The sequence below is a fragment of the Comamonas antarctica genome (assembly GCF_013363755.1).
In the GTDB taxonomy this organism is placed as follows: domain Bacteria; phylum Pseudomonadota; class Gammaproteobacteria; order Burkholderiales; family Burkholderiaceae_C; genus Comamonas; species Comamonas antarctica.
Window position 1 is genome coordinate 2,188,548 of record NZ_CP054840.1, and the last position, 19,949, is coordinate 2,208,496.

At 63.8% G+C, this 19,949-nt stretch carries 18 protein-coding genes; 6 read left to right on the forward strand and 12 right to left on the reverse strand.

Going from position 1 to position 19,949, the window contains the following annotated elements; genetic code table 11:
• Window positions 1-91 precede the first annotated feature (91 nt).
• From HUK68_RS10320 to HUK68_RS10340, 5 genes are all read left to right on the forward strand, one after another.
• The gene (locus HUK68_RS10320; RefSeq protein WP_011871456.1) at window positions 92-538 is read left to right on the forward strand and encodes a TIGR03757 family integrating conjugative element protein; all 447 of its coding nucleotides are present in this window, start codon (window positions 92-94) and stop codon (window positions 536-538) included.
• Window positions 535-1,482 (forward strand): TIGR03756 family integrating conjugative element protein, encoded by a 948-nt coding sequence (locus tag HUK68_RS10325; protein WP_009876613.1) that lies wholly within the window; start codon window positions 535-537, stop codon window positions 1,480-1,482. The genes HUK68_RS10320 and HUK68_RS10325 overlap by 4 nt, the downstream gene beginning before the upstream one ends.
• Window positions 1,483-1,551: 69 nt before the next feature.
• Window positions 1,552-2,889, forward strand: coding sequence for an integrating conjugative element protein (locus tag HUK68_RS10330; RefSeq protein ID WP_009876614.1), 1,338 nt, complete (start codon window positions 1,552-1,554; stop codon window positions 2,887-2,889).
• Window positions 2,886-3,245 carry a hypothetical protein gene (locus tag HUK68_RS10335; RefSeq protein ID WP_009876615.1) on the forward strand — a complete coding sequence of 120 codons (360 nt, stop codon included), beginning with the start codon at window positions 2,886-2,888 and terminating at the stop codon, window positions 3,243-3,245. The genes HUK68_RS10330 and HUK68_RS10335 overlap by 4 nt, the downstream gene beginning before the upstream one ends.
• A gap of 15 nt (window positions 3,246-3,260) precedes the next feature.
• Window positions 3,261-4,778 (forward strand): conjugal transfer protein TraG N-terminal domain-containing protein, encoded by a 1,518-nt coding sequence (locus tag HUK68_RS10340; protein ID WP_009876616.1) that lies wholly within the window; start codon window positions 3,261-3,263, stop codon window positions 4,776-4,778.
• A 13-nt stretch (window positions 4,779-4,791) separates the two neighbouring features.
• On the opposite strand, the gene HUK68_RS10345 is transcribed toward HUK68_RS10340, so the two are convergent.
• The 3 genes from HUK68_RS10345 to HUK68_RS10355 are packed head-to-tail and all read right to left on the reverse strand — an operon-like array spanning window position 4,792 to window position 5,972.
• Entirely contained in the window at window positions 4,792-5,169 is a 378-nt protein-coding gene (locus tag HUK68_RS10345; RefSeq protein WP_011871459.1) for a DUF3742 family protein, read from the reverse strand.
• A 27-nt stretch (window positions 5,170-5,196) separates the two neighbouring features.
• On the reverse strand, window positions 5,197-5,655 hold the full coding sequence (locus HUK68_RS10350) for a type II toxin-antitoxin system YhaV family toxin (RefSeq protein WP_009876618.1): 459 nt from the start codon (window positions 5,653-5,655) through the stop codon (window positions 5,197-5,199).
• On the reverse strand, window positions 5,655-5,972 hold the full coding sequence (locus HUK68_RS10355; protein WP_009876619.1) for a type II toxin-antitoxin system PrlF family antitoxin: 318 nt from the start codon (window positions 5,970-5,972) through the stop codon (window positions 5,655-5,657). The genes HUK68_RS10350 and HUK68_RS10355 overlap by 1 nt, the downstream gene beginning before the upstream one ends.
• A 305-nt stretch (window positions 5,973-6,277) precedes the next feature.
• Here HUK68_RS10355 and mobH point away from each other — a divergent pair, with 305 nt between their 5' ends.
• On the forward strand, window positions 6,278-8,116 hold the full coding sequence (mobH, locus tag HUK68_RS10360; protein ID WP_023630545.1) for a MobH family relaxase: 1,839 nt from the start codon (window positions 6,278-6,280) through the stop codon (window positions 8,114-8,116).
• Window positions 8,117-8,196: 80 nt separating this feature from the next.
• Here the strand turns inward: mobH and HUK68_RS10365 are convergent, their stop codons facing one another.
• From HUK68_RS10365 to frmR, 9 genes are all read right to left on the reverse strand, one after another.
• Window positions 8,197-10,848, reverse strand: a complete 2,652-nt coding sequence (locus HUK68_RS10365) for an excinuclease ABC subunit UvrA (protein ID WP_023093420.1) — start codon at window positions 10,846-10,848, stop codon at window positions 8,197-8,199.
• A 25-nt stretch (window positions 10,849-10,873) separates the two neighbouring features.
• The gene (gene nhaA, locus HUK68_RS10370) at window positions 10,874-12,739 is read right to left on the reverse strand and encodes a Na+/H+ antiporter NhaA (protein WP_023093419.1); all 1,866 of its coding nucleotides are present in this window, start codon (window positions 12,737-12,739) and stop codon (window positions 10,874-10,876) included.
• A 60-nt stretch (window positions 12,740-12,799) separates the two neighbouring features.
• Window positions 12,800-14,113: a replication-associated recombination protein A gene (locus HUK68_RS10375; protein WP_023093418.1), complete on the reverse strand. Its 1,314-nt coding sequence runs from the start codon at window positions 14,111-14,113 to the stop codon at window positions 12,800-12,802.
• Window positions 14,114-14,164: 51 nt separating this feature from the next.
• Window positions 14,165-15,472 carry an NAD(P)/FAD-dependent oxidoreductase gene (locus tag HUK68_RS10380; RefSeq protein WP_023093417.1) on the reverse strand — a complete coding sequence of 436 codons (1,308 nt, stop codon included), beginning with the start codon at window positions 15,470-15,472 and terminating at the stop codon, window positions 14,165-14,167.
• An 18-nt stretch (window positions 15,473-15,490) separates the two neighbouring features.
• Window positions 15,491-16,321, reverse strand: a complete 831-nt coding sequence (gene fghA / locus HUK68_RS10385; RefSeq protein WP_023093416.1) for an S-formylglutathione hydrolase — start codon at window positions 16,319-16,321, stop codon at window positions 15,491-15,493.
• A 58-nt stretch (window positions 16,322-16,379) separates the two neighbouring features.
• Window positions 16,380-17,714: a DUF3422 family protein gene (locus tag HUK68_RS10390; RefSeq protein ID WP_023093415.1), complete on the reverse strand. Its 1,335-nt coding sequence runs from the start codon at window positions 17,712-17,714 to the stop codon at window positions 16,380-16,382.
• A gap of 182 nt (window positions 17,715-17,896) precedes the next feature.
• Window positions 17,897-18,295 carry a VOC family protein gene (locus tag HUK68_RS10395; RefSeq protein ID WP_023093414.1) on the reverse strand — a complete coding sequence of 133 codons (399 nt, stop codon included), beginning with the start codon at window positions 18,293-18,295 and terminating at the stop codon, window positions 17,897-17,899.
• 43 nt (window positions 18,296-18,338) lie between these two features.
• Window positions 18,339-19,448: an S-(hydroxymethyl)glutathione dehydrogenase/class III alcohol dehydrogenase gene (locus HUK68_RS10400; RefSeq protein ID WP_011871467.1), complete on the reverse strand. Its 1,110-nt coding sequence runs from the start codon at window positions 19,446-19,448 to the stop codon at window positions 18,339-18,341.
• Between the two features lie 59 nt (window positions 19,449-19,507).
• Complete coding sequence (gene frmR, locus HUK68_RS10405) at window positions 19,508-19,783, reverse strand: formaldehyde-responsive transcriptional repressor FrmR (RefSeq protein WP_023093413.1); 276 nt, start codon at window positions 19,781-19,783, stop codon at window positions 19,508-19,510.
• Between the last annotated feature and the right edge of the window lie 166 nt (window positions 19,784-19,949).

Consider the following 19,949-nt stretch of genomic DNA (forward strand, 5'->3'; position numbering starts at 1 on the left):
ATGCGGGGTGTCCGCGATGCGCATTGTTTGTGGGGGCTGCACCGGATTCGGCGTTTGACTATGGCCCTGATCAACTTCCGGGGCACGTGTCATGCCAGCATCTTTTCCCAGGTTCGCGCCAAGCTGGCGAGCCCTTGGCCTGGCCGTTGCACTGCCGGTGTCCTTGGGTGTCTTTAGTCCGGCCACATTCGCTGCCGATGTGCTGGTCATCACCGACAGCCGCCATCCGGTCAAGACCATGGGCGGCGAGCGGCTGATCGAGCTGGACGAAGCGCACCGGATCGAAGCGGAGCTTTCTGCGGAACTGCCCGCCGAACCCGAGCAGGCGACCGCCATCGTCAAGCGCCGACTGAACAGCGGCGGCACCGATCTCCAACGCCGCATCGCTTCCGCCTACCAGGGCGTCACCGACGCGTGGAGCCTGGGCATCACCAGCATCCCGGCCGTCGTGGTGGATCAACGCTACGTCGTCTATGGCGAACCGGATGTGGCCCGCGCAGTCGCTCGCATCGAGCAGCACTGGAGGGCCCAGCCGTGACCCGCCCATTCGACCTGATGCGCCGCCTGCGTGCTGGCGTGGCGTCCGTTCTGCTGCTCAGCGCCACGGGCAGCTACGCGCTCAACACCGCAACCATCGTCGGCTCGGTGGCATCGCCAGACTGCCTCGAATACCGCGTCGTCGGGATCTGCTACTGGCTCTACTGCACCTGGACGGGCTGTACGGTACGCACGTCCATCAAGGTCCGCCACTACATCCCCGATGCGATCGTCTCCAGCTACAGCAACACCGGCGAAAACCCCTGGATCGAAGTCCGGCCGATGAGCACGCCCAACCCATCCGCCCAAACCGGCGGGGACGGAACGACGAACGAGGACCACGAAAACAACCTCGCCAAGTTCAAGAACGCGGACGTCATCGGGCACCCGGGCGTCGAGGTGTTCAACCAGTTCGTGTCGTCCTCGGGCTACTTCTGCGAGGGTGCGGGCACGGCGTTCATGCCGTACTTGCTCGGCACCCTGGACACGCTGGCCTGGCGCTACAACGTGCCCGAGATGGCCTACCCGGAGGCGCTAATTCCCGGCATGCGTGAGGTCGGTGCACGCACCACGATGAACCTCTGGGGCAACGTGTATCCCCGCGGGGGTTTCCTGCACCAGACCGACGACCACAAGGCCAGTGCAGTGGTGGCCCAGCGCGCAGGCGATGTCGTCACGCGCCGGGGACAGATCCACGTTTATCAGCCGCTGCTCGCCAACTCCCGCGATGGCTACTGGCCGGCTGGCGCGCTCATGGAGAGCGATGCCTCGACGGGCAAGTGGCAGGAACTCACGCCAGTCCTGTCCTCGTCCTGCTCGGTCTTCCCGCGCAGCGGCGCCCTGACACAGGCCCGGCAAGGCGATTACGCCTGGGCGCTGTGGCGGCCCTATGCGTGCTGCGAACGCCGGGGCCAGGTGTTTCTCGGCAGCGTCGATTTCCTCTGAGGTGGTGCCATGAAGTTCCGTCCTGCATTCAATCCGTTCTCCCGCCGGGTACGTCGCACGAGGATCGTCATGGCGGTGGCCGGTGCGCTCGCGCTGACGAGCGGTGTGGCCTGGAGCCAACTGGGCTACCAGACCGGCGGCAGTGTCATCGGCGATGACGTCATGTACTCGATCGGCGGCGGAAACGCCGTGTCGATGGGACGTGCGGCTGGCATGCGCTCTCTCGGGGTCGGCGTGGGCTGGAACAGCAACTTGATCTGCGGTGACATGAGCATCCAGACCACGTTGAAGAATCAGCTCAACGGCGTCACCAACGGCTTCCAGCAAATCATGTCATCGGTGATCCAAAGCGCCACCAGCGCGGTGGCGTCGTTGCCGGCACTGATCATTCAGCGGGCCGATCCCGGCCTCTACAACCTGCTCACCAATGGCGTGTTGCAGGCACGGCTCGATTTCGACCGCTCCAAGCTGACGTGCCGTGCCATGGCGGAGAGGATGGCCGAGACGGCGGGCGGGCAGCTCGGCTGGAGCCAGATGGCAGAAGGCTTGGCGCTGCGCGATGCGGTGTCGAGCACGGATGCGGTCTCGGCCGTCGAGCAGGCCGAGACGCGCCGCGGCAATGACGGTGTGCCGTGGGTCGGGGGCAGCAACGCGGGAGGCTCCGGCCAGCCCGCGATCAAGGTCGTCGGCGATGTCACCCGCGCCGGCTACAACCTGGTCAACGGCCGCGGCGTGACCGATACATCGTCCATCGCACCGACCAGTTGCAGCAGTCTCTCGTGCCAGACCTGGACCTCGCCGCAGGCCGCCGTCGAGTGGGCCACGCGCGTACTCGGCGAGAAGGAACAGCGCACTTGCGATGCCTGCACCAAGACCGAGACGACGCCCGGCGTAGGGCTGACGCCGTTGATCCAAGAAGAATACGACGCCAAGCTGCAGGCGCTCCAGGATCTGGTGTCCAAGGCGAAGAACACGACGCCCGAGAACCTGCGCGAGGCTGGCAGTGCATCGCTGCCCATCACCCGCGGCGTGATCGAGGCGCTGCGTGACGAGCCGGACCAGCACCTGCTGTCGCAGCGCCTGGCGTCCGAGGTCGCGCTGTCCTCCGTGCTGGAGAAGGCGCTGTTGCTACAGCGCACGCTGCTCACGGGCAAGAAAGAGCCCAACGTCGCGGCCAACGAGCTTGCGGTGGAGGCCGTGAACAAGGAGAGCGATACGCTCGACCGCGAGATCCAGAACCTCAAAACGGAACTGGAACTGCGCCGCGAGCTGGCCAACAACTCGCCGATGGCCATCATTCAGCGCCATAGCACGCGCGCTTCGGGTTCGCGCGGCATCTACGAGGGCGATCCGGTGCCCGACCGTCTCGACCAACTCCAGAAGGGCAATCCGGGAGGTCGGCCATGAGCGAGGCTCGCATGACTTGGCGTCCACTACGCTGGCTGTTCAGCCGGCACGCGGCGAAAACCCTGCTATGGCTTGTGCTGGTCGTGGCCGCCGCCGTAGGGGCCAACGTCGCGGGCATCTACCTGGTCGGCAGTGTCGCGGCCTGGGAGCGGTGGCTGGCGGCGTCCGCAGGGTATTTCTTCATCTGGCGACTGTGCCTGTACGGCGGTACGGCCTATGGATGGGTCTGGATGCGCCGTCGGCTGCTGGCCCGCGAAGACAGCACGCAGGCGCGACGTCGGCTGATCCGCGCAGAGGTCGCCGGCGTCCTTGCCATTGTGGCGCTCGAAGCCAGCCTGTTGATGCAGGCCGCTTGAGGGGAGATCGAGGCAATGACGCTTTTCACGACCGACTACCTGGAGTACTACCTCACCCTCGTGTCCTGGATCGTCAACAACGGCATCTGGGCCGTGCTGGTGTCCAGCGGGGTGTTTGCGCTGCCCTTTGTGGCGATCGTCATCCAGGAATGGCTCAAGGCCAGAGCGGAGGGCGCCGACGAAGGCAACAAGGGCGTGCTCTCGGCGGCGCGCATCGAGAACCGAGTATTTGTGGCCATCGTGGTCGTGATGTTCGCCGGCATTCCGTTCATCGACGTCGACCTCAGCACTATCCAGTACGACAGCTCGCGCTCGGCGCAGTGCCAGGTCAGCGTGCCGCAGCCCGCGCAAACTGGCTGGTCGCAGTCCTTCAGCACCATCAACAACCAGTCGGCGAAGGTTCCGGTCTGGTGGGCTTTCATGCACGCGCTTTCGCGCGCCGTCACGAGCGCCTCGGTGGCTGCGATCCCGTGCGGCACGGATCTGCGGCAGATGCGGATGGAGATCGATGCCACACGCATCGACGACCCGGTGCTGGCCCAAGAAGTGGCGGATTTCACGCACGATTGCTATGGACCGGCTCGCGCCAAATTGTTCATGGCGCGGCCGGAGCTGGACGAAACGCAGATGAACGATGTGACCTGGATCGGTTCGAGGTTTTTCACGGACACGGGCGGTTACTACGACAGCTACCGCTCTAGCACGGCGCGCGAGGCATGGCCCTATGACGACACCCGCGACGCTGGGCTTGCGCAGGTTGCCAATGGTGGCGGCTACCCGACCTGCAGGCAGTGGTGGTCCGACGGCAGTAACGGACTGCGCGCGCGGCTGCTGGGGCAAGTGGACCCAAGCCTGCTGAATCGCCTGGCGGGCTGGGCTGGATTCCTGAGCCGGGCCGAGGTGGACGACTCCGTGATCCGCGCCATCGCGTCACCGCGGCAGCAGAAATTGAACCAAGGCAGCGTCTATACGGACTACGGCGGTCAGATCGACAAGACATTGCCCAATGTCGTCAACCGTGCCACCAGCGATGTTGGCTTGGCGGTTGGGGCTCTCGCCGCCTTCCCGGCAATGGACGTAGTGCGCCAAGCACTGCCCATGGTGCTCGCGCTGCTCAAGATGGCGCTCGTGATCTGCATTCCGCTAGTGCTGGTCGTGGGCACCTATGACCTGAAGATGGTCGTCACCGTCAGCACCGTCCAGTTCGCGCTGTTCTTCACGGACTTCTGGTTTCAGCTCGCACGCTGGATCGACAGCACCATCCTCGATGCGCTCTACGGGTGGGGCTTTGGCTGGAACCGGCCGCATACCAACTTCGACCCGCTGGTGGGGCTGAACAATGCCTTCGGCGACATGCTTTTGATGTTCGTCACCGGCACGATGTTCTTGGTCCTGCCGACTTTCTGGGTGGCAGCGCTTGGGTGGGTCGGAGTAAAAGCCGGGGTAATCGCTCAGAACCTGGCTGTCGGTTCCAAGGAAGCACGCGACAGCGCGGGATCAGGCGTAAACAAGGTTACCGGCAAGGTGCTTTGATCGGTCGCCCATTTCAGTCGTTGAACGGATCGTTCGGGTCGTGCGGGTCGATCCGCTGACCGCTGGACGAATACAGGCCAAAGCCTGCCTCGCCGTTTCGCAGTTCGTCCGGTTGCGTCCAGCGATCATCATTGACCGTCGAATTGCTGGCCGTCCATGCTGCGGCAACCCCAACCAGAAGCACCAACGCCAGCCAGAACGCGGCGTAGAACAGCAATCCCAGCGCGACCAGCTTCACTACCCATACGAGCACGGTGGCCCCGGCAAGCGGCATCCCCTTGGAGGCGAGCCAACACGACAACCTTCGCTCGCCGCGCGCATAGGCGCGCCATCCACGGCCAACGCTGCGGCCGAGGCGTTCTGCGGTGCTGATGCGGGTTGTCGTGTTCATGGTCGTCTCCTGCTACATGAGGAATGCCTATTCCAGTTTGCTCCAATCCTGCTTGCTTGCCTGCACCAATACGTTCCAATCGTCTGGTGGATTTCCACGTCCGAGCATTTTCTCGAACACGGCATAGGGATCTGACTTGCTCCCCGAAGACCGCAAGGTCTGCTCATCATTGACCCAGGCGTACACGATGACCTTGGCCTTCGAGTCGTACCGGAAGAACAACCGGAACCGCCTTCCGATCTTGGCCCTTCGCCAGTGCCGGTGGGCCAGCCCCAGGGTGTTGCCCTGGCGGTACTCGTCGCGTGCCGGATCACCGGGCACCACATCTAATATCAACTGGTTCAAGGCCCGGAAGAGCTTGACGTTGGCGTTGGACTCGAAGCCCTCCGGGTCGTTCTCCTGCGCGCGCCGTGCGGCTGCGTGCAGCTTCTGCAACTGCTCGATCACACAGTCGTGGAACAGCAATGCCCAGCCATGCCGTTGCATCAGAGTTCCACTTCGCCGTCGATTTCCTCGTCCAGCTTCACGCCGTGACCCGCTTGCTCCAGCATGGCGCGAGTTAGATCCTCGGGCAGACCATGGACGTTCCGGCCCGCCTCGATGTCGCGGGCCAGCAGACTCAGGAACGCACCGATGGCGGGGTCCTCGTGCTCGGCGTCGGCACGGGTCACGACGACTTCTCCGTCACGCAGGTCGAACGCAACCTTGCCGCCGGCATCGACACCGAGCGCCTGCCGGATGGGCTTGGGCAGCGTGATCTGGCCTTTGGAGGTCAGCGTGGCAACTTCATGAATGGCAGGCATGGCCGTTCTCCTAATAGCGATGCCCTGATGGTAAGGAATATTCCTTACCATGTCAATATGGGGTCTCATGGCGTCCTCCCGAGTCCAAGAATCGGCCCATCGTAGGGCGGGAACACCAAGCCTTCACGCATCAATCCGGCCCGCCGAACCTCGCATTGGCCGTGGACGGTCAATGCCCCACGCCCTATACCCAAATGGTTAAAGGCTAAAGGGCCGAAAGGGCAAGGGAATGGGGTGCAAGGGGAAAGGCCCTACCTCGAAAAGGCGAAAAGGCCCCCCGCTCGGCCCACCACCAGGACACCCGCATGCTCTTTCTGTTCCAGCGGAAACGACCTCCGGTCGCTGCCGCTCCGTCGCCAGCGCCCGCCCTCGATCTCCCGAAAGGGCTGCTGCGGCCCGAGTCGGCCGCATCGCTGCTGGCCACGCCGCGCCGGCAGAAGCTGCTGGAATACATCTGGCAGCGCACCTCCCTCTCGCGCAAGCAGTTCGTCACCCTGTACCGCACGCCGCTGGAACGATATGCCGAGCTGGTCCAGCAATTTCCCGCTTCCGAAAGCCACCATCACGCTTACCCGGGCGGCATGCTCGACCACGGCCTGGAAATCGTCGCCTACAGCCTGAAGCTGCGCCAGTCCCATCTGCTGCCCATCGGTGCCAGCCCCGAGGACCAGGCGGCGCAGTCCGAGGCCTGGACCGCCGCCGTCGCCTACGCGGCACTACTGCACGACATCGGCAAGATCGCTGTCGATCTGCACGTCGAACTCGCCGACGGCAACACCTGGCATCCCTGGCACGGGCCGCTGCTCCAGCCGTACCGCTTCCGCTATCGTGAGGATCGTGAATACCGCTTGCATAGTGCTGCAACAGGTCTGCTCTACCGCCAACTGCTCGATCGGCACGTCTTGGACTGGCTCAGTGGCTACCCGGCGCTATGGGCCCCGCTGCTCTACGTCTTGGCCGGACAGTACGAGCATGCCGGGGTCCTGGGCGAGCTTGTCGTGCAGGCTGATCGCGCTTCTGTGGCTCAGGAGCTGGGTGGTGATCCGGCCCGCGTCATGGCAGCACCCAAGCACGCACTGCAACGCAAGCTGCTCGACGGGCTGCGTTATCTGCTCAAGGAAGAGTTGAAGCTGAACCAGCCGGAAGCCTCCGATGGCTGGCTCACCGAGGATGGTTTGTGGCTGGTGAGCAAGACGGTTTCGGACAAACTGCGCGCACACCTCCTGTCTCAGGGGATCGATGGCATTCCTGCGAACAACACCGCCGTGTTCAACGTGCTGCAAGACCACGGCATGCTCCAGCCCACCTCGGACGGCAAAGCGGTCTGGCGCGCGACCGTGACCAGCACGACCGGCTGGTCCCATTCGTTCACCCTGTTGCGTCTCGCTCCCGCGCTGATCTGGGAGTCTGGCGAGCGACCAGCACCTTTCGCAGGCACGGTAGAGATCGACGCGACGCCCGCGGAAAACGACGCCAGCATGTCGGCTCCCGCGCCAACCGTCTCGGTGAACCCAGCGCAGGGAGGTCAAGAGCCTCCAATTTGGGAGGACGACAGCACCACCATCGTTTCACCGCCCGCGGCCCAGCCCGTGCCCGACGTCATGGAGGACTTGCTCGCGATGGTGGGCTTGGGTGAGTCGGCCGGCGTTGGTCAGGATGCCGAAGAGTTCCTCCACCCTCCCGCGCCAGCAACAGCCGCGACGTCCATTCCATCACCTGTACCCGCGCCTACGCCTGGGTCATCGGCAACGAAGCCATCCGCGGAACAGTTCATGGTTTGGCTGAAGCAGGGAATCACCTCACGACGGCTCATCATCAATGACGCGAAGGCGCTCGTGCATACGGTGAATGACACGGCCTACCTGGTCAGCCCGGGTGTGTTCCAACGCTATGCGCAGGAGCATCCCGAAGTGGCCGCGCTCGCCAAGCAGGAGAATCAACAGGATTGGCAGTGGGTGCAGAAGCGCTTCGAGAAGCTGCAGCTACATCGCAAGCACCCCAATGGCCTGAACATTTGGACCTGTGAGGTCACGGGCCCGAGGAAGTCCCGCCGACTGCATGGCTACCTCCTTGAAGATGGGTCCTTGGCATTCCCCGAAATACCGCCCAACAATCCCTATCTTGCTCTGACTCAGGAAGGATGACGCGATTCGGGCATTGATCGCCACCGTCGTTTGGCGACGATCAATACCCCGCGAAAGCTGGCAACATTTGGCGAACTGAGCTACTCGGCCCGCGCCAACTCCTGCGCAAGGAACGGAGCGGTTCGGCTGCCAGACGTTCGGGCCACCTGCTGAGGGGAGCCCGCCACCACGATGCTGCCGCCGGCAGCGCCTGCACCAGGCCCCACGTCGATCACCCAATCGGCCTGAGCCACCGCGCGCATATCGTGCTCGATCATCACCACGGTGTTGCCGGCATCGACCAGGCGCTGCAACTGCACCAGCAGCCGGTCGGCATCCGATGCATGCAGCCCGGTGGTTGGCTCGTCGAGCACGTACAGGCTTCGGCCGCGCTGGCTGCGCTGAAGCTCGGTCGCCAGCTTGATGCGCTGCGCCTCGCCACCGGAAAGTTCCGTGGCCGGTTGCCCCAGGCGCAGATAGCCCAATCCGATATCGCGCAGCAATTGCAGGGGCCGGGCCACGGCGTCTTCACCCGCAAAGAATTCGCTGGCTTCGTCCACGGTCATCTGCAGCACCTCGGCGATGTTGCGCCCGTTCCATCGCACCTTCAGCGTGGCCTCGTTGTAGCGTGCGCCATGGCACGTCGGACACGGGGCGTACACGCTGGGCATGAACAGCAACTCCACACTGACGAAGCCCTCGCCCTCGCAGGTCTCGCAACGCCCCTTAGCCACGTTGAACGAGAAGCGCCCGGCGTCATAGCGGCGGCGTCGCGCATCGGGCGTGGCGGCGAACAGCTTGCGCACGTGGTCGAACAGGCCGGTGTAGGTGGCCAGGTTGGACCGGGGCGTGCGCCCGATCGGCTTCTGGTCCACCTGCACCAGGCGCTGTATGGCGTCCACGTCGCCCGCCAGATGACCGCCAGTCGCTTCGATCACTGCCGGCCCTTCGCTGGTGGCGCTTTCGGCCGCGTCGTCCTCGGGCTCGTGGCCCAAGTGCAGTAGCACCAGCTCCGGCAGCGCCTGCGCGACGAGGCTGGACTTGCCCGAGCCGGAGATGCCGGTGACGGCCGTCAGCACGCCCAGCGGAATGCGTGCGTCCACGCCATGCAGGTTGTGACGATGAATGCCCTGAAGCTCCAGCCAGCCGGTCGCTTCGCGTGCCCGGCTTCCCGGCGCGGCGATTTCGTCGAACAGATAGCGGGCGGTGCGCGATTCGGCAATCTTGCGCAGGCCGTCCGGCTCGCCGCTGTAGAGCACGCGGCCGCCACGCTCCCCGGCATCCGGCCCCACATCCACCAGCCATTGCGCGCGGCGCATCAGGTCCAGGTCGTGCTCGACCACGAACACCGAGTTGCCGGCGTCACGCAGCCGGTCGAGCGCGTCGTACAGCGCCTGGCTGTCGGAGGGGTGCAACCCCGCCGAGGGCTCGTCGAGCACGTACACAACACCGAACAGCAGGGAACTCAATTGCGTGGCCAGCCGCAGGCGCTGCAACTCGCCGGCCGAAAGCGTCGGCGTGGCCCGGTCCAGCGTCAGGTAACCCAGGCCCAGCCCACGCAGTTGACGCAGGCGCGCCATCACACCGCCGGCCAGGCGCTGCGCGGCGAGGCGCTTTTCTTCCGACAGCGCGGAGGTGCGGCGCACGTCGGGCGATACCGCATGGACGGCACGGCCGGAGGCCGCGCGTTCGGCACGGTCGCGTCGGGTCGCTTCCTTGTCCGTAGCCTCCCCCGCTGCATGGGCGCGGAAATCGCCCTGGGCAATGGGTTCGAGCAAGGCAGCCAACTGGTCCAGCGGCATCTGCATGAACGCGCCGATGTCCACGCCGGCGAAAGTGACCGACAGCGCCTCGGGCTTGAGCCGCTTGCCGTGGCAGGTGGGGCACGGCTTGCCCTCCATGAACCGGGACACGCGCTTTCTCATCAGTGCGCTTTGGGTATTGGCAAAGGTGTGCAGCACATACCGCCGGGCGCCGGTGAAGGTGCCCATGTAGCTCGGCTCCATCTTGCGCTTGAGCGCGACGCGAGTTTCGGCGGGCGTGAAGCCGGCGTACACCGGCACTGTCGGTGTTTCCTCGGTGAACAGAATCCAGTCGCGATCCTTCTTCGGCAGGTCCTTCCACGGTCGGTCAACGTCGTAGCCCATGCTGACCAGGATGTCGCGCAGGTTCTGGCCTTGCCAGGCGGGGGGCCAGGAGGCGATCGCCCGCTCGCGGATGCTCAGGGAGGGATCGGGCACCATGATGGCCTCGGTCACCTCGTACACATGGCCCAGGCCGTGGCAGGTCGGGCACGCTCCCTGCGGCGTGTTGGGCGAAAAATCCTCGGCGTACAGCATCGGCTGGTTGGCTGGGTAGGCGCCGGCGCGCGAATACATCATCCGCACCAGGCTGGACAGGGTGGTCACACTGCCCACGGAGGAACGCGCGTTGCTGGAGCCCCGCTGCTGTTGCAACGCCACCGCCGGCGGCAGGCCGTCGATCGCATCGACGTCCGGCACGCCGGCCTGGTCGATCAGGCGCCGCGCATAGGGGGCCACCGACTCGAAGTAGCGCCGCTGCGCCTCGGCGTAGATGGTGCCGAAGGCCAGCGAGGACTTGCCGGAGCCGGAAACGCCGGAGAACACCACCAGCGCGTTACGCGGGATGGAAACGTCCACCTCTTTGAGGTTGTTCTCGCGCGCGCCGCGCACTTCCACCATGCCGCTGGCCGCAGCCGTACAAGAGGATTCACCGAAAGAATTGTTTGGCATGTTTTTATCCTGTAGTTCGTCCCGCTCAGGACGGGACTTCCTGAGTTCGGGGGCCGCGGCGACTGGCTTCGAGCGCCGCGGTGACAGTGCGGGCGTCGTAGCTGCCGCGCAGACGACGACCCTCGACGAAGAACGTCGGCGTGGCGTGCGCACCGCTGGCGACCGCACTGGCGAGGTCGCGCTCGACACGCTCGATCACCGCGGTGCTGTCGAGATCCGCGATGAACCGTTCGACGTCGAGCCCAAGCTCGGCGGCGTAGCCGATCAGATGCTCGCGCTCCAGCGCATGCTGACGGGTGAACACGAAGTCCAGCCACGGCCAGAACATCCCCTGGTTCGCCGCTGCCTCGGACGCCCGCGCGGCAATCGGCCCGTGCGGGTGGTGCGGCAGATGGCGCACCACATACCGCAGGTCGTCCCCGAAGTGGGCGCGCAGATCGTCCCACGAACCGGTGGCGTGCGCACAGTACGCGCACTCGAAGTCCACGTACTCGACGAGTGTGAGCTGGGCGTCCTCCGGCCCGCGGATGTGATCGATCTCCGGATCGACCGGTGGCTCAAGCACCATCGGCAGGTCAGCGGTCTTCTCACCCCACCGCTGGGCGGCGACCTTGAAGATCAGCCACCCGAGCAACGTGGCGAACACCATCGACACGAGCACGCCGACCGTCGCCTGGCGGCCCAGGTCGGAGGTCGTGCCGAACGCGAGCCCGATGATCAGCAGCGACACGGTGAACCCGATCCCGGACAGTGCCGCACCACCGAACACGCTCCCCACCCCGACGCCCTCGGGCAGCCGGCCCAGGCCGAGACGGACGGCGACGAGAGTGATGAGCCCGATGCCCAGGAGCTTGCCGAGCACGAGCCCTGCGATGACGCCCCACGTGACTGGCGAGCCGAAGGCCTCGGCGAGCAGCCCGCCACGCACGTCCACTCCGGCGTTCGCCAAGGCGAACACCGGCACGATCAGCAGCGCCGTCGGCAGCCGCAGGAACTCGTGCAATCGCTCGTTCACCGAGATACCCCGGGACAGCCCGCAGTCCACCGCGCGGGCCGATGCGGCACTCGGAGACTGCCAGAAGTCGCGGAACAGTTGTTTTGCCGCGACGACCTTGTGACGTTGCGTCGCGTAGGCGGGGATCAGCAGCCCCGCGGCCATCCCGGCGAGAGAGGCATGGATGCCGGAGTACACGGTTGCGAGCCACAGCACGATCACGATCAGCACATACGGCATTGCCCGCCACTGGCGGGTGCGCCCTAGCCACCACAACGCAACGAGACTGGCGAGGGCGATCAACAACGGGACGATCCGAATCTCCTCGCTATAGACGATGCCGATGATGGACACGGCGAGGAAGTCATCGACCACGGTCAGGGTGAGCAGGAACACGCGCAACTGACCGGATAGCCGCGGGCCGACGATCGCCAGGGTGCCCAGCATGAATGCCGTATCGGTGCCGACCACCGCCCCCCACCCGTGCAGGCCCTCACTTCCGGCCAGCCCCACGATCAGGACATACACCAGCGCGGGAAGCACGACACCTGCGACACCCGCGATCAGAGCGAGACGGGCACGGCTGCGGTCCCTGAGCGATCCGTGGGCAAACTCCTGACGCACCTCCAGGCCGATCAGGAAGAAGAAGACCACCATCAGGCCGTCGTTGACCCAGTGATGCAGATCCATGTGCAGGCCCAGCGGCCCGAAGTCAAACCCGACGTCCAGGTGCCACAACGCGAAATAGGCATCGGATAGCGGCGAGTTCGCCCACGCCAGCGCCACGACCGTGACGATCACCAGCAGCACCGCAGCACCAGACTCCGTGCGCAGATAGCGGGCAACGCGTCCCCGGCTGATATTCGCCGAGGATGCACCGAAAGAAGTGGCTGACATGTTCTTATCCTGTTCCTGTAGTTCGTGAAGTCGCGATGAGCCGGTTTCGGAGGCGACCGGTCAGGCGTCCGCCTCTGGCAGCGTCCCATCATCCAGCGAGCGCAGCCAAGTAAGCCTTTCTCCCAGCCTGCGCTCAACACCTCTGTCCGTTGGCTGATACCAGCCCGGCCGCGCCACGCCCTCGGGAAAGTAGCTTTGCCCAGCGGCATAGCCGTTGGGCTCGTCATGGGCGTAGCGGTAGCCTTCGTGATACCCCATCTGCTGCATCAGCTTCGTCGGCGCATTGCGAAGATGGAGAGGCACAGGCAGGGAGCCGCTGTTCTTGACGAAGGCCTTCGCCTTGTTCCAGGCGGCATAGGCAGCGTTCGACTTGGGGGCGGCAGCAAGGTAGGTCGCTGCGTGGGCAATCGGTATTTCGCCTTCGGGGGAACCCAGCCTCTCATAAGCCAGCGCGGCATTGAGCGCCAGTTGCAGCGCCTGCGGGTCGGCATTGCCGATGTCTTCGCTGGCCACTACCACCATGCGGCGGGTCACCTGGCTGACGTCGCCGCTACCGTCGAGGATGCGGGCCAGCCAATACAGGGCCGCATCAGGGTCGGAGCCCCGTAGCGACTTGTGGAAGGCTGAGAGCTGCCAGTAGAACTCGTCGCCGCCCTTGTCGAACCTGCGCAGCGATGGACTGGTGGACAGCCTGGCGAACTCGCCATCGACCACGGTCTTGCCAGCGCCCGACGCAGCATTCGTCACCTGCTCAAGCAGATTGAGGAAGCGCCTGCCATCGCCATCGGCAAAGCCCTTGAGCAGATCCAGCGCGTCCGCGTCCAACGTGACGCCCTGGAGATGCGGCAGTGCGCGTTCGTAGAGCTGGTTCAGTTCGTCGCCGGACAGCGGTTCGAGGGTATAGACCTGCGCGCGCGAGAGCAGAGCGGAATTGACCGCCAGCCCCGGATGCTCGGTCGTCCCCCCCACCAGGGTCAGGAGCCCCGACTCGACATGGGGCAGTAGGGCATCCTGCTGCGCCTTGTTGAAGCGGTGGATCTCATCGACGAAAAGCACCGTCGATCGACCATGGTTGTCCAGTTCTGCCTGGGCCTCGTCGATGGCTTGCCGGATGTCCTTCACCCCGGCAAGCACGGCCGAGATGGCGATGAATCGGCTGTCGGTCGCACTGGCGGCCAGGCGCCCCAAGGTGGTCTTGCCCACGCCTGGCGGCCCCCAGAGGATGAACGAGTGCAACTTGCCCGCCTCGAACGCGAGACGAAGCGGCTTGCCGGGGCCGAGCAAGTGCCGTTGCCCGACGAATTCATCCAGCGTCTTGGGCCGCAGGAGTTCGGCCAAGGGAGGCTTGGGCTTTGTCGTGAATAGATCGGTCAAGTTCCTCTCCCTGGCATTTCTAATAGTTGACGTTCCGATAAGGTGGGCACCTCAATCCAGAGAGCCGGATTTATCCAACGCCGTGGGCTCTTTGTCGCTAATCGCATGCATGATGATGCGAGAGCCGCGGTAGCCGATGCTATGGTTCCATACCCAGCTCAACGCGACGCTGAGACGATTTCGCGTACCGATCAGAAAGTAGATATGCGCGAGCTTCCAGATCCACCACGCAAAGGCTCCACGCAGCTTAACCCGCCCCATGTCAATTACGGCCAGGCTGCGGCCGATGGTGGCCAGGTTCCCCTGATGCCGGTATTTGAAAGGCCCGTCAGCGAGCTTGCCTTTCAAACGCCGTCCAATGAGGTTGGCGACGTACTTGCCTTGCTGTTTGGCGGCGGGGGCGATGCCCGGTACGGACTTCCCATCGGCCATGGTGCACGAGGCGGTATCGCCGATGGCGAAGACCTCCGGGCGGCCGGCCACCGTCAGGTCGGGACCAACGACCACTCGACCCGCACGATCAGACGCAGCACCCAGCCAGCGGGCCGCGGGAGACGCCTGGACCCCGGCGGCCCAGACGATGGTCTTGGCCGAAAGGGGCTTGCCGCCATACACCACGCCGTCGGCCGAGCATTCGGTGACCGGCGTACCCAGCACGACCTCGACCCCGAGCTTTTCGAGTGCTTGGCGCGTATAGGCCGACAGATCCTCTGGAAAGACGGACAACAGACGCGGGCCCGCCTCGATCAGTACAACCCGCGACGTGCTCGGGTCAATCGAGCGGAAGTCACGCGCCAGCGTGTCTCGCGCCAGCTCGGCGATGGTTCCGGCCAATTCAACCCCGGTGGGACCACCACCGATGATGACGAACGTCTGCAGCGCGGCACGCTGCTGAGGATCGCTCGTGCGCTCGGCCTCCTCGAAGGCCGCGAGAATTCGGCCTCGAATGGTCGTGGCATCTTCCAGCGTCTTCAACCCCGGCGCGAAAGCCCCCCATTCGTCGTGTCCGAAATAGGCATGGGTAGCACCTGTCGCGAGTACGAGCGTGTCGTAGGTTTGGCGCGAGCCATTGTTGAGAATGACCTGACGCGCGTCCTGGTCGATACCTTCCACTTCCGCCATCAAGGTGTTCACTTCCGGGCGATTGCGGAAGAGATAGCGAATAGGCCAGGCGATCTCGGATGTCGAAAGTGACGCCCCTGCAACCTGGTAAAGCAAGGGTTGGAACAGGTGATGATTGCGCCGATCGATGATCGTCACATCGACCTCGGCACCAGCAAGCTGGTTGGCAACCTCGATCCCGCCGAAGCCCGCTCCGATAATGACGACGTGATGTCGATTTTTGGAGGTCTTTGTCATGACCTGATCTCCTCTCTCTCAGCGTTTCAGCGCCGATGCGTGGTGTGCCATATGCTCGCCAATGAAACTGGCAATGAAGTAGTAGCTGTGGTCGTAGCCCGGGCGCAGATTCAACGTGAGCGGGTGTCCCGTCTCGTCGCAGGCTTTGCGCAGCAGATCGGGCTGAAGCTGACTCTCCAGGAACTCGTCGCCCAAGCCCTGATCCACCAGCAGCGGCAGACGCTCCTGCACGGTGCGAATCAGCTCCACGGTGTCGTACTGCTTCCACGCCTCCCGGTCGCTACCCAGATACGCCTCGAAGGCCTTGTGTCCCCAGGGAACCTGGGTGGGAGCGACGATGGGCGAGAAGGCCGAGACGCTGCGATAACGGCCCGGGTTTCGCAGGGCGATGACCAAAGCACCGTGTCCCCCCATGGAGTGGCCGCTGATGCTCCGCTCCGCTGTCACGGGAAAGTGGGCCTCGATCAGCGCCGGTAGTTCCTGCACGACGTAGTCATACATCCGATGATTCGCAGCCCAGGGTTCCTGTGTGGCGTTGACGTAGAAACCCGCCCCCTGTCCGAGGTCATAGGCGGGATCGTCGGCAACGCTTTCGCCGCGAGCGCTGCTATCGGGCGCGACGACGGCAATGCCATGTTCGGCTGCGTAGCGCTGGACGGCGGACTTGGTGATGAAGTTCTGCTCGGTGCAGGTGAGGCCTGAAAGCCAGTACAGCACCGGCACCTTGCCGTGCTGTGCCTGCGGAGGCAGATAGACGCCGACTTTCATCGTGCAACCGAGCGTCGTGGATTCATGCTGATAAACGTCCTGCCAACCATCAAAGCTGGCGTGATGTTCGATGCGTTCCATGGTGTTCTCCTATGTTCAAAGGAACGGCGCAGCTCTCGCGCGCCAGGACGGCAGCTCGTCAGGAAGATTTCTCTTCCGCTGCCGTGTCGCCGTGGGCGTGTCTGATCCTGCGCACGATCCACCAGATCGTCAGCATCACCGCAGGCACCAGAACCGCCATCACCGGCGCCACGCTGTCGTGAACCATCGGAATGCCCTTGAGCAAGTAGCCGAGAAGACTCACGACGTAATAAGAAATTGCCGCGACCGAGAGGCCTTCGACGGTTTGCTGAAGGCGCAATTGCATCTTGGCCCGGTTGTTCATCGAAGCCAGCAGATCGCGGTTCTGGCGTTCAAGCTCGACGTCGATCCAGGAACGCAGCAACGCGATGGCCCGGGTCAGCTTGTCGGAGAGCTTGGTCTGGCGCTCCTTTACGGATTGGCATGTCCGCATGGCGGGAGCGATGCGACGCTGCAGGAAATCCGCCCAGGTGCAGTACCCGGATACGGCCTCTTCCGCAAGCGCTGCCAGCCTTTCCTCGACGATCTCGTAGTAGGCACGGCTGGCGCCGAAGCGATAGAGATTCGCCGCAACGCCAGCTTCCAGCTCGGCAGCCAGGCCGGTCAATTCGGACAGCAGCACGTCGCTGTCGCGCCGTTCCACCAAGCTCGTACACATCTCGTCGGTGATCGCCGCAAGGCGCGACTCCATGCGTCGCAGTTCCGACGTCATCGATCGTGTCAACGGCAGGGACAGCAACGCCAAGGTGCGGTAAGTCTCGATCTCCAGCAGACGTTGAGCCAGCGCACCCGCCCGCGCCGGGGTCAAATCGCGGGCCAGGACGAGGATCTGCGTCAGGCCATCCGCATCCTGTCGGAAATCGGTCAGGATGGCGGCAGAGCCGTTCTCCACCAGCGAGTAGCACAGGCTGGCAGGATCGAAGCGATCGACCTCCTTCTCCGTTTCCGGCGTCCACGGAAGAAGTCTCAAACGGATGCCGGATACGACCGGGCCGGGAGGAACAAATCCATGCTTGAACGGATTTTCGCCGCACGGCTCTCCCGTCTCGGAATCTAGGGAAGCGCACCAGAGATACGTCGAGAACTCGGTGTGCTTTTCGCAGTGCAGGTCTCCTTCATCCCATGTCACACCGTGGAGCGGCGTAGCATGGTCGGGCTCGGCAACGCCGAAGCGATGAGACAACTCGCTCATCGCCATCTGATCCCTGGCCTGGTCGCCTTCGGTCATGAAAGCGAGCTGCAATATGCCGCGAGGGGCCTGAATCAAGAGATGCGGGCGCGCATGCACTTCCCCCACGGCGGCAGCACGATCGGTGTAGGCCGGCATGCCGTACACGGTGGCGGTCGGGGCAGGTTGTACGGTCGTCGTATTGATGTTGGCCGGCTCTTTCATAACGACCTCATTTCTTCTTGGTTGAAAAACACGCTTCAAAGCAAATGCCCGCAGCCATGCGTTTCGCACATGGCTGCGGGCCGATCTTCATGAGTAGGCACCGCTCTACACGGTCCGTCTAATAGGCTCGCCGTGTAGAGGCTTGTGCTGACCCTTTCAGAACGCCCTCAGCTTCCTAGCTTTCAGACGAAGGTGTACGAGCAGACCTTGTTGCCCGCCGGATCACGCAGGTAGGCCGCATAGGCACCCGGCAGGTGACCACGTGCGCCAGGCTGGCCCTCGTCGGTGCCGCCTGCGGCAAGGCCGGCGGCGTGGAAGGCATCCACTTCGGCGGGAGTGGCGGCAGCAAAGCCGATCGTCACGCCGTTGCTGGAAGGCGCTTCACCATTGCCCGGACGGGCGATGATGAAAGCCGGCTTTTCGCGACCGAAAAGCACCCATCCGTTGCCGAAAGGACCGAGGTTCTTGATGCCGAGAGCACCCAGAGCGGCGTCATAGAACGCGGCCGACTTCTGGACGTCGGCGGCGCCGATGAAGACGTGCGAGAAGATGCCGTCGCCGGAAATGACAGGATTGGACATGGTTAATTTCCTTGGTGGTTGGTTTTGAATGGAGAGTGGGCGATCAGTAGTGGATCACCGTGCGAATCGACTTGCCTTCATGCATCAGGTCGAAGGCGTGGTTGATCTCGTCGAGACCCATGGTGTGGGTGACGAACGGGGCGAGATCGATCTCGCCTTTCATTGCGTCTTCCACCATGCCCGGAAGTTGGGTACGCCCCTTGACCCCGCCGAAAGCAGAGCCCTTCCAGGTCCGGCCGGTGACCAACTGGAACGGACGGGTCGAGATTTCCTTGCCGGCACCGGCGACGCCGATGACGATCGACTGGCCCCAGCCACGGTGGGCAGCTTCCAGAGCCGAACGCATGACGTTGACGTTGCCGATGCACTCGAAGGTGTGATCGACACCCCAGCCGGTCATCTCGATCAGAACCTCGTGAATCGGCTTGTCGAAGTCCTTCGGGTTGAGGCATTCGGTCGCGCCGAAGGTACGAGCCAGCTCGAACTTCGCCGGATTGGTATCGATGGCGATGATGCGGCCCGCTTTGGCCTGGCGCGCACCCTGAATCGCAGCGAGACCGATGCCGCCGAGGCCGAAGATGGCCACCGAGTCGCCGGGCTGTACCTTGGCCGTGTTGTGCACGGCGCCGATGCCGGTGGTCACACCGCAGCCCAGCAGGCAGACGTGCTCGGGATTGGCGTCCGGGTTGATCTTGGCCAGCGAGACTTCGGCGACGACCGTGTATTCGCTGAAGGTCGAGCAACCCATGTAGTGGTAAAGCGGCTGACCGTTGTACGAGAAGCGAGTCGTACCATCGGGCATCAGCCCCTTACCCTGGGTTGCGCGAACCGCGACACACAGGTTGGTCTTGCCGGACTTGCAGAACAGGCACTCGCCGCACTCGGCGGTGTAGAGCGGAATGACGTGATCGCCAGGCTTCACGCTGGTCACACCTTCACCCACCTCCACGACGATACCCGCACCTTCATGACCCAGCACGACCGGGAAGAGACCTTCCGGATCGTCGCCCGACAGGGTGAAGGCGTCGGTATGGCAAACGCCGGTGTTCGTGATCTTGATGAGCACCTCGCCCTTGCGCGGCGGCTCGACGTCGATCTCGACGATTTCCAGCGGCTTTCCTGGCCCGAAGGCAACTGCTGCACGTGATTTCATGATGTCGCTTCCTTTACTAGCTAACTAAATTTGCCCTCACCGAGGGCACCCTGGTGCCTCTACCGCAGATAGGAGCGGACGATAGAGATGGTCTCGTCAATGGACTTGTTCTGCGAATCGCTCCTGATGTCACTACGGGGAAACTCTTCCCGCAGATAGCTCTCCAGAACGGTCGCCATCAATCCGTTGACTGCCCCACGAACGGCCGCAAGCTGCTGAAGAATTGCAGGGCATTCCGCACCTGCATCGAGCGCTTGCTCAAGAGTCGCGACCTGACCTTTGATGCGCCGGATGCGCGTCAGGGCTTGCTTCTTTTCTTCCGGGCTATGTGGCATCGAACACCTCTCAACTTGGGTACACCGCCGCATTATACAATACTCCCCCATAGTATATGCGGCCGAACTTCGCCACAAATTCTGTGCTCTTCGAGCACTCTTACAGGCTAGTACAGGTTTGTTCCCAAGAAGCGCAAAATATTCAAATCAATGAATATTTCTTGCA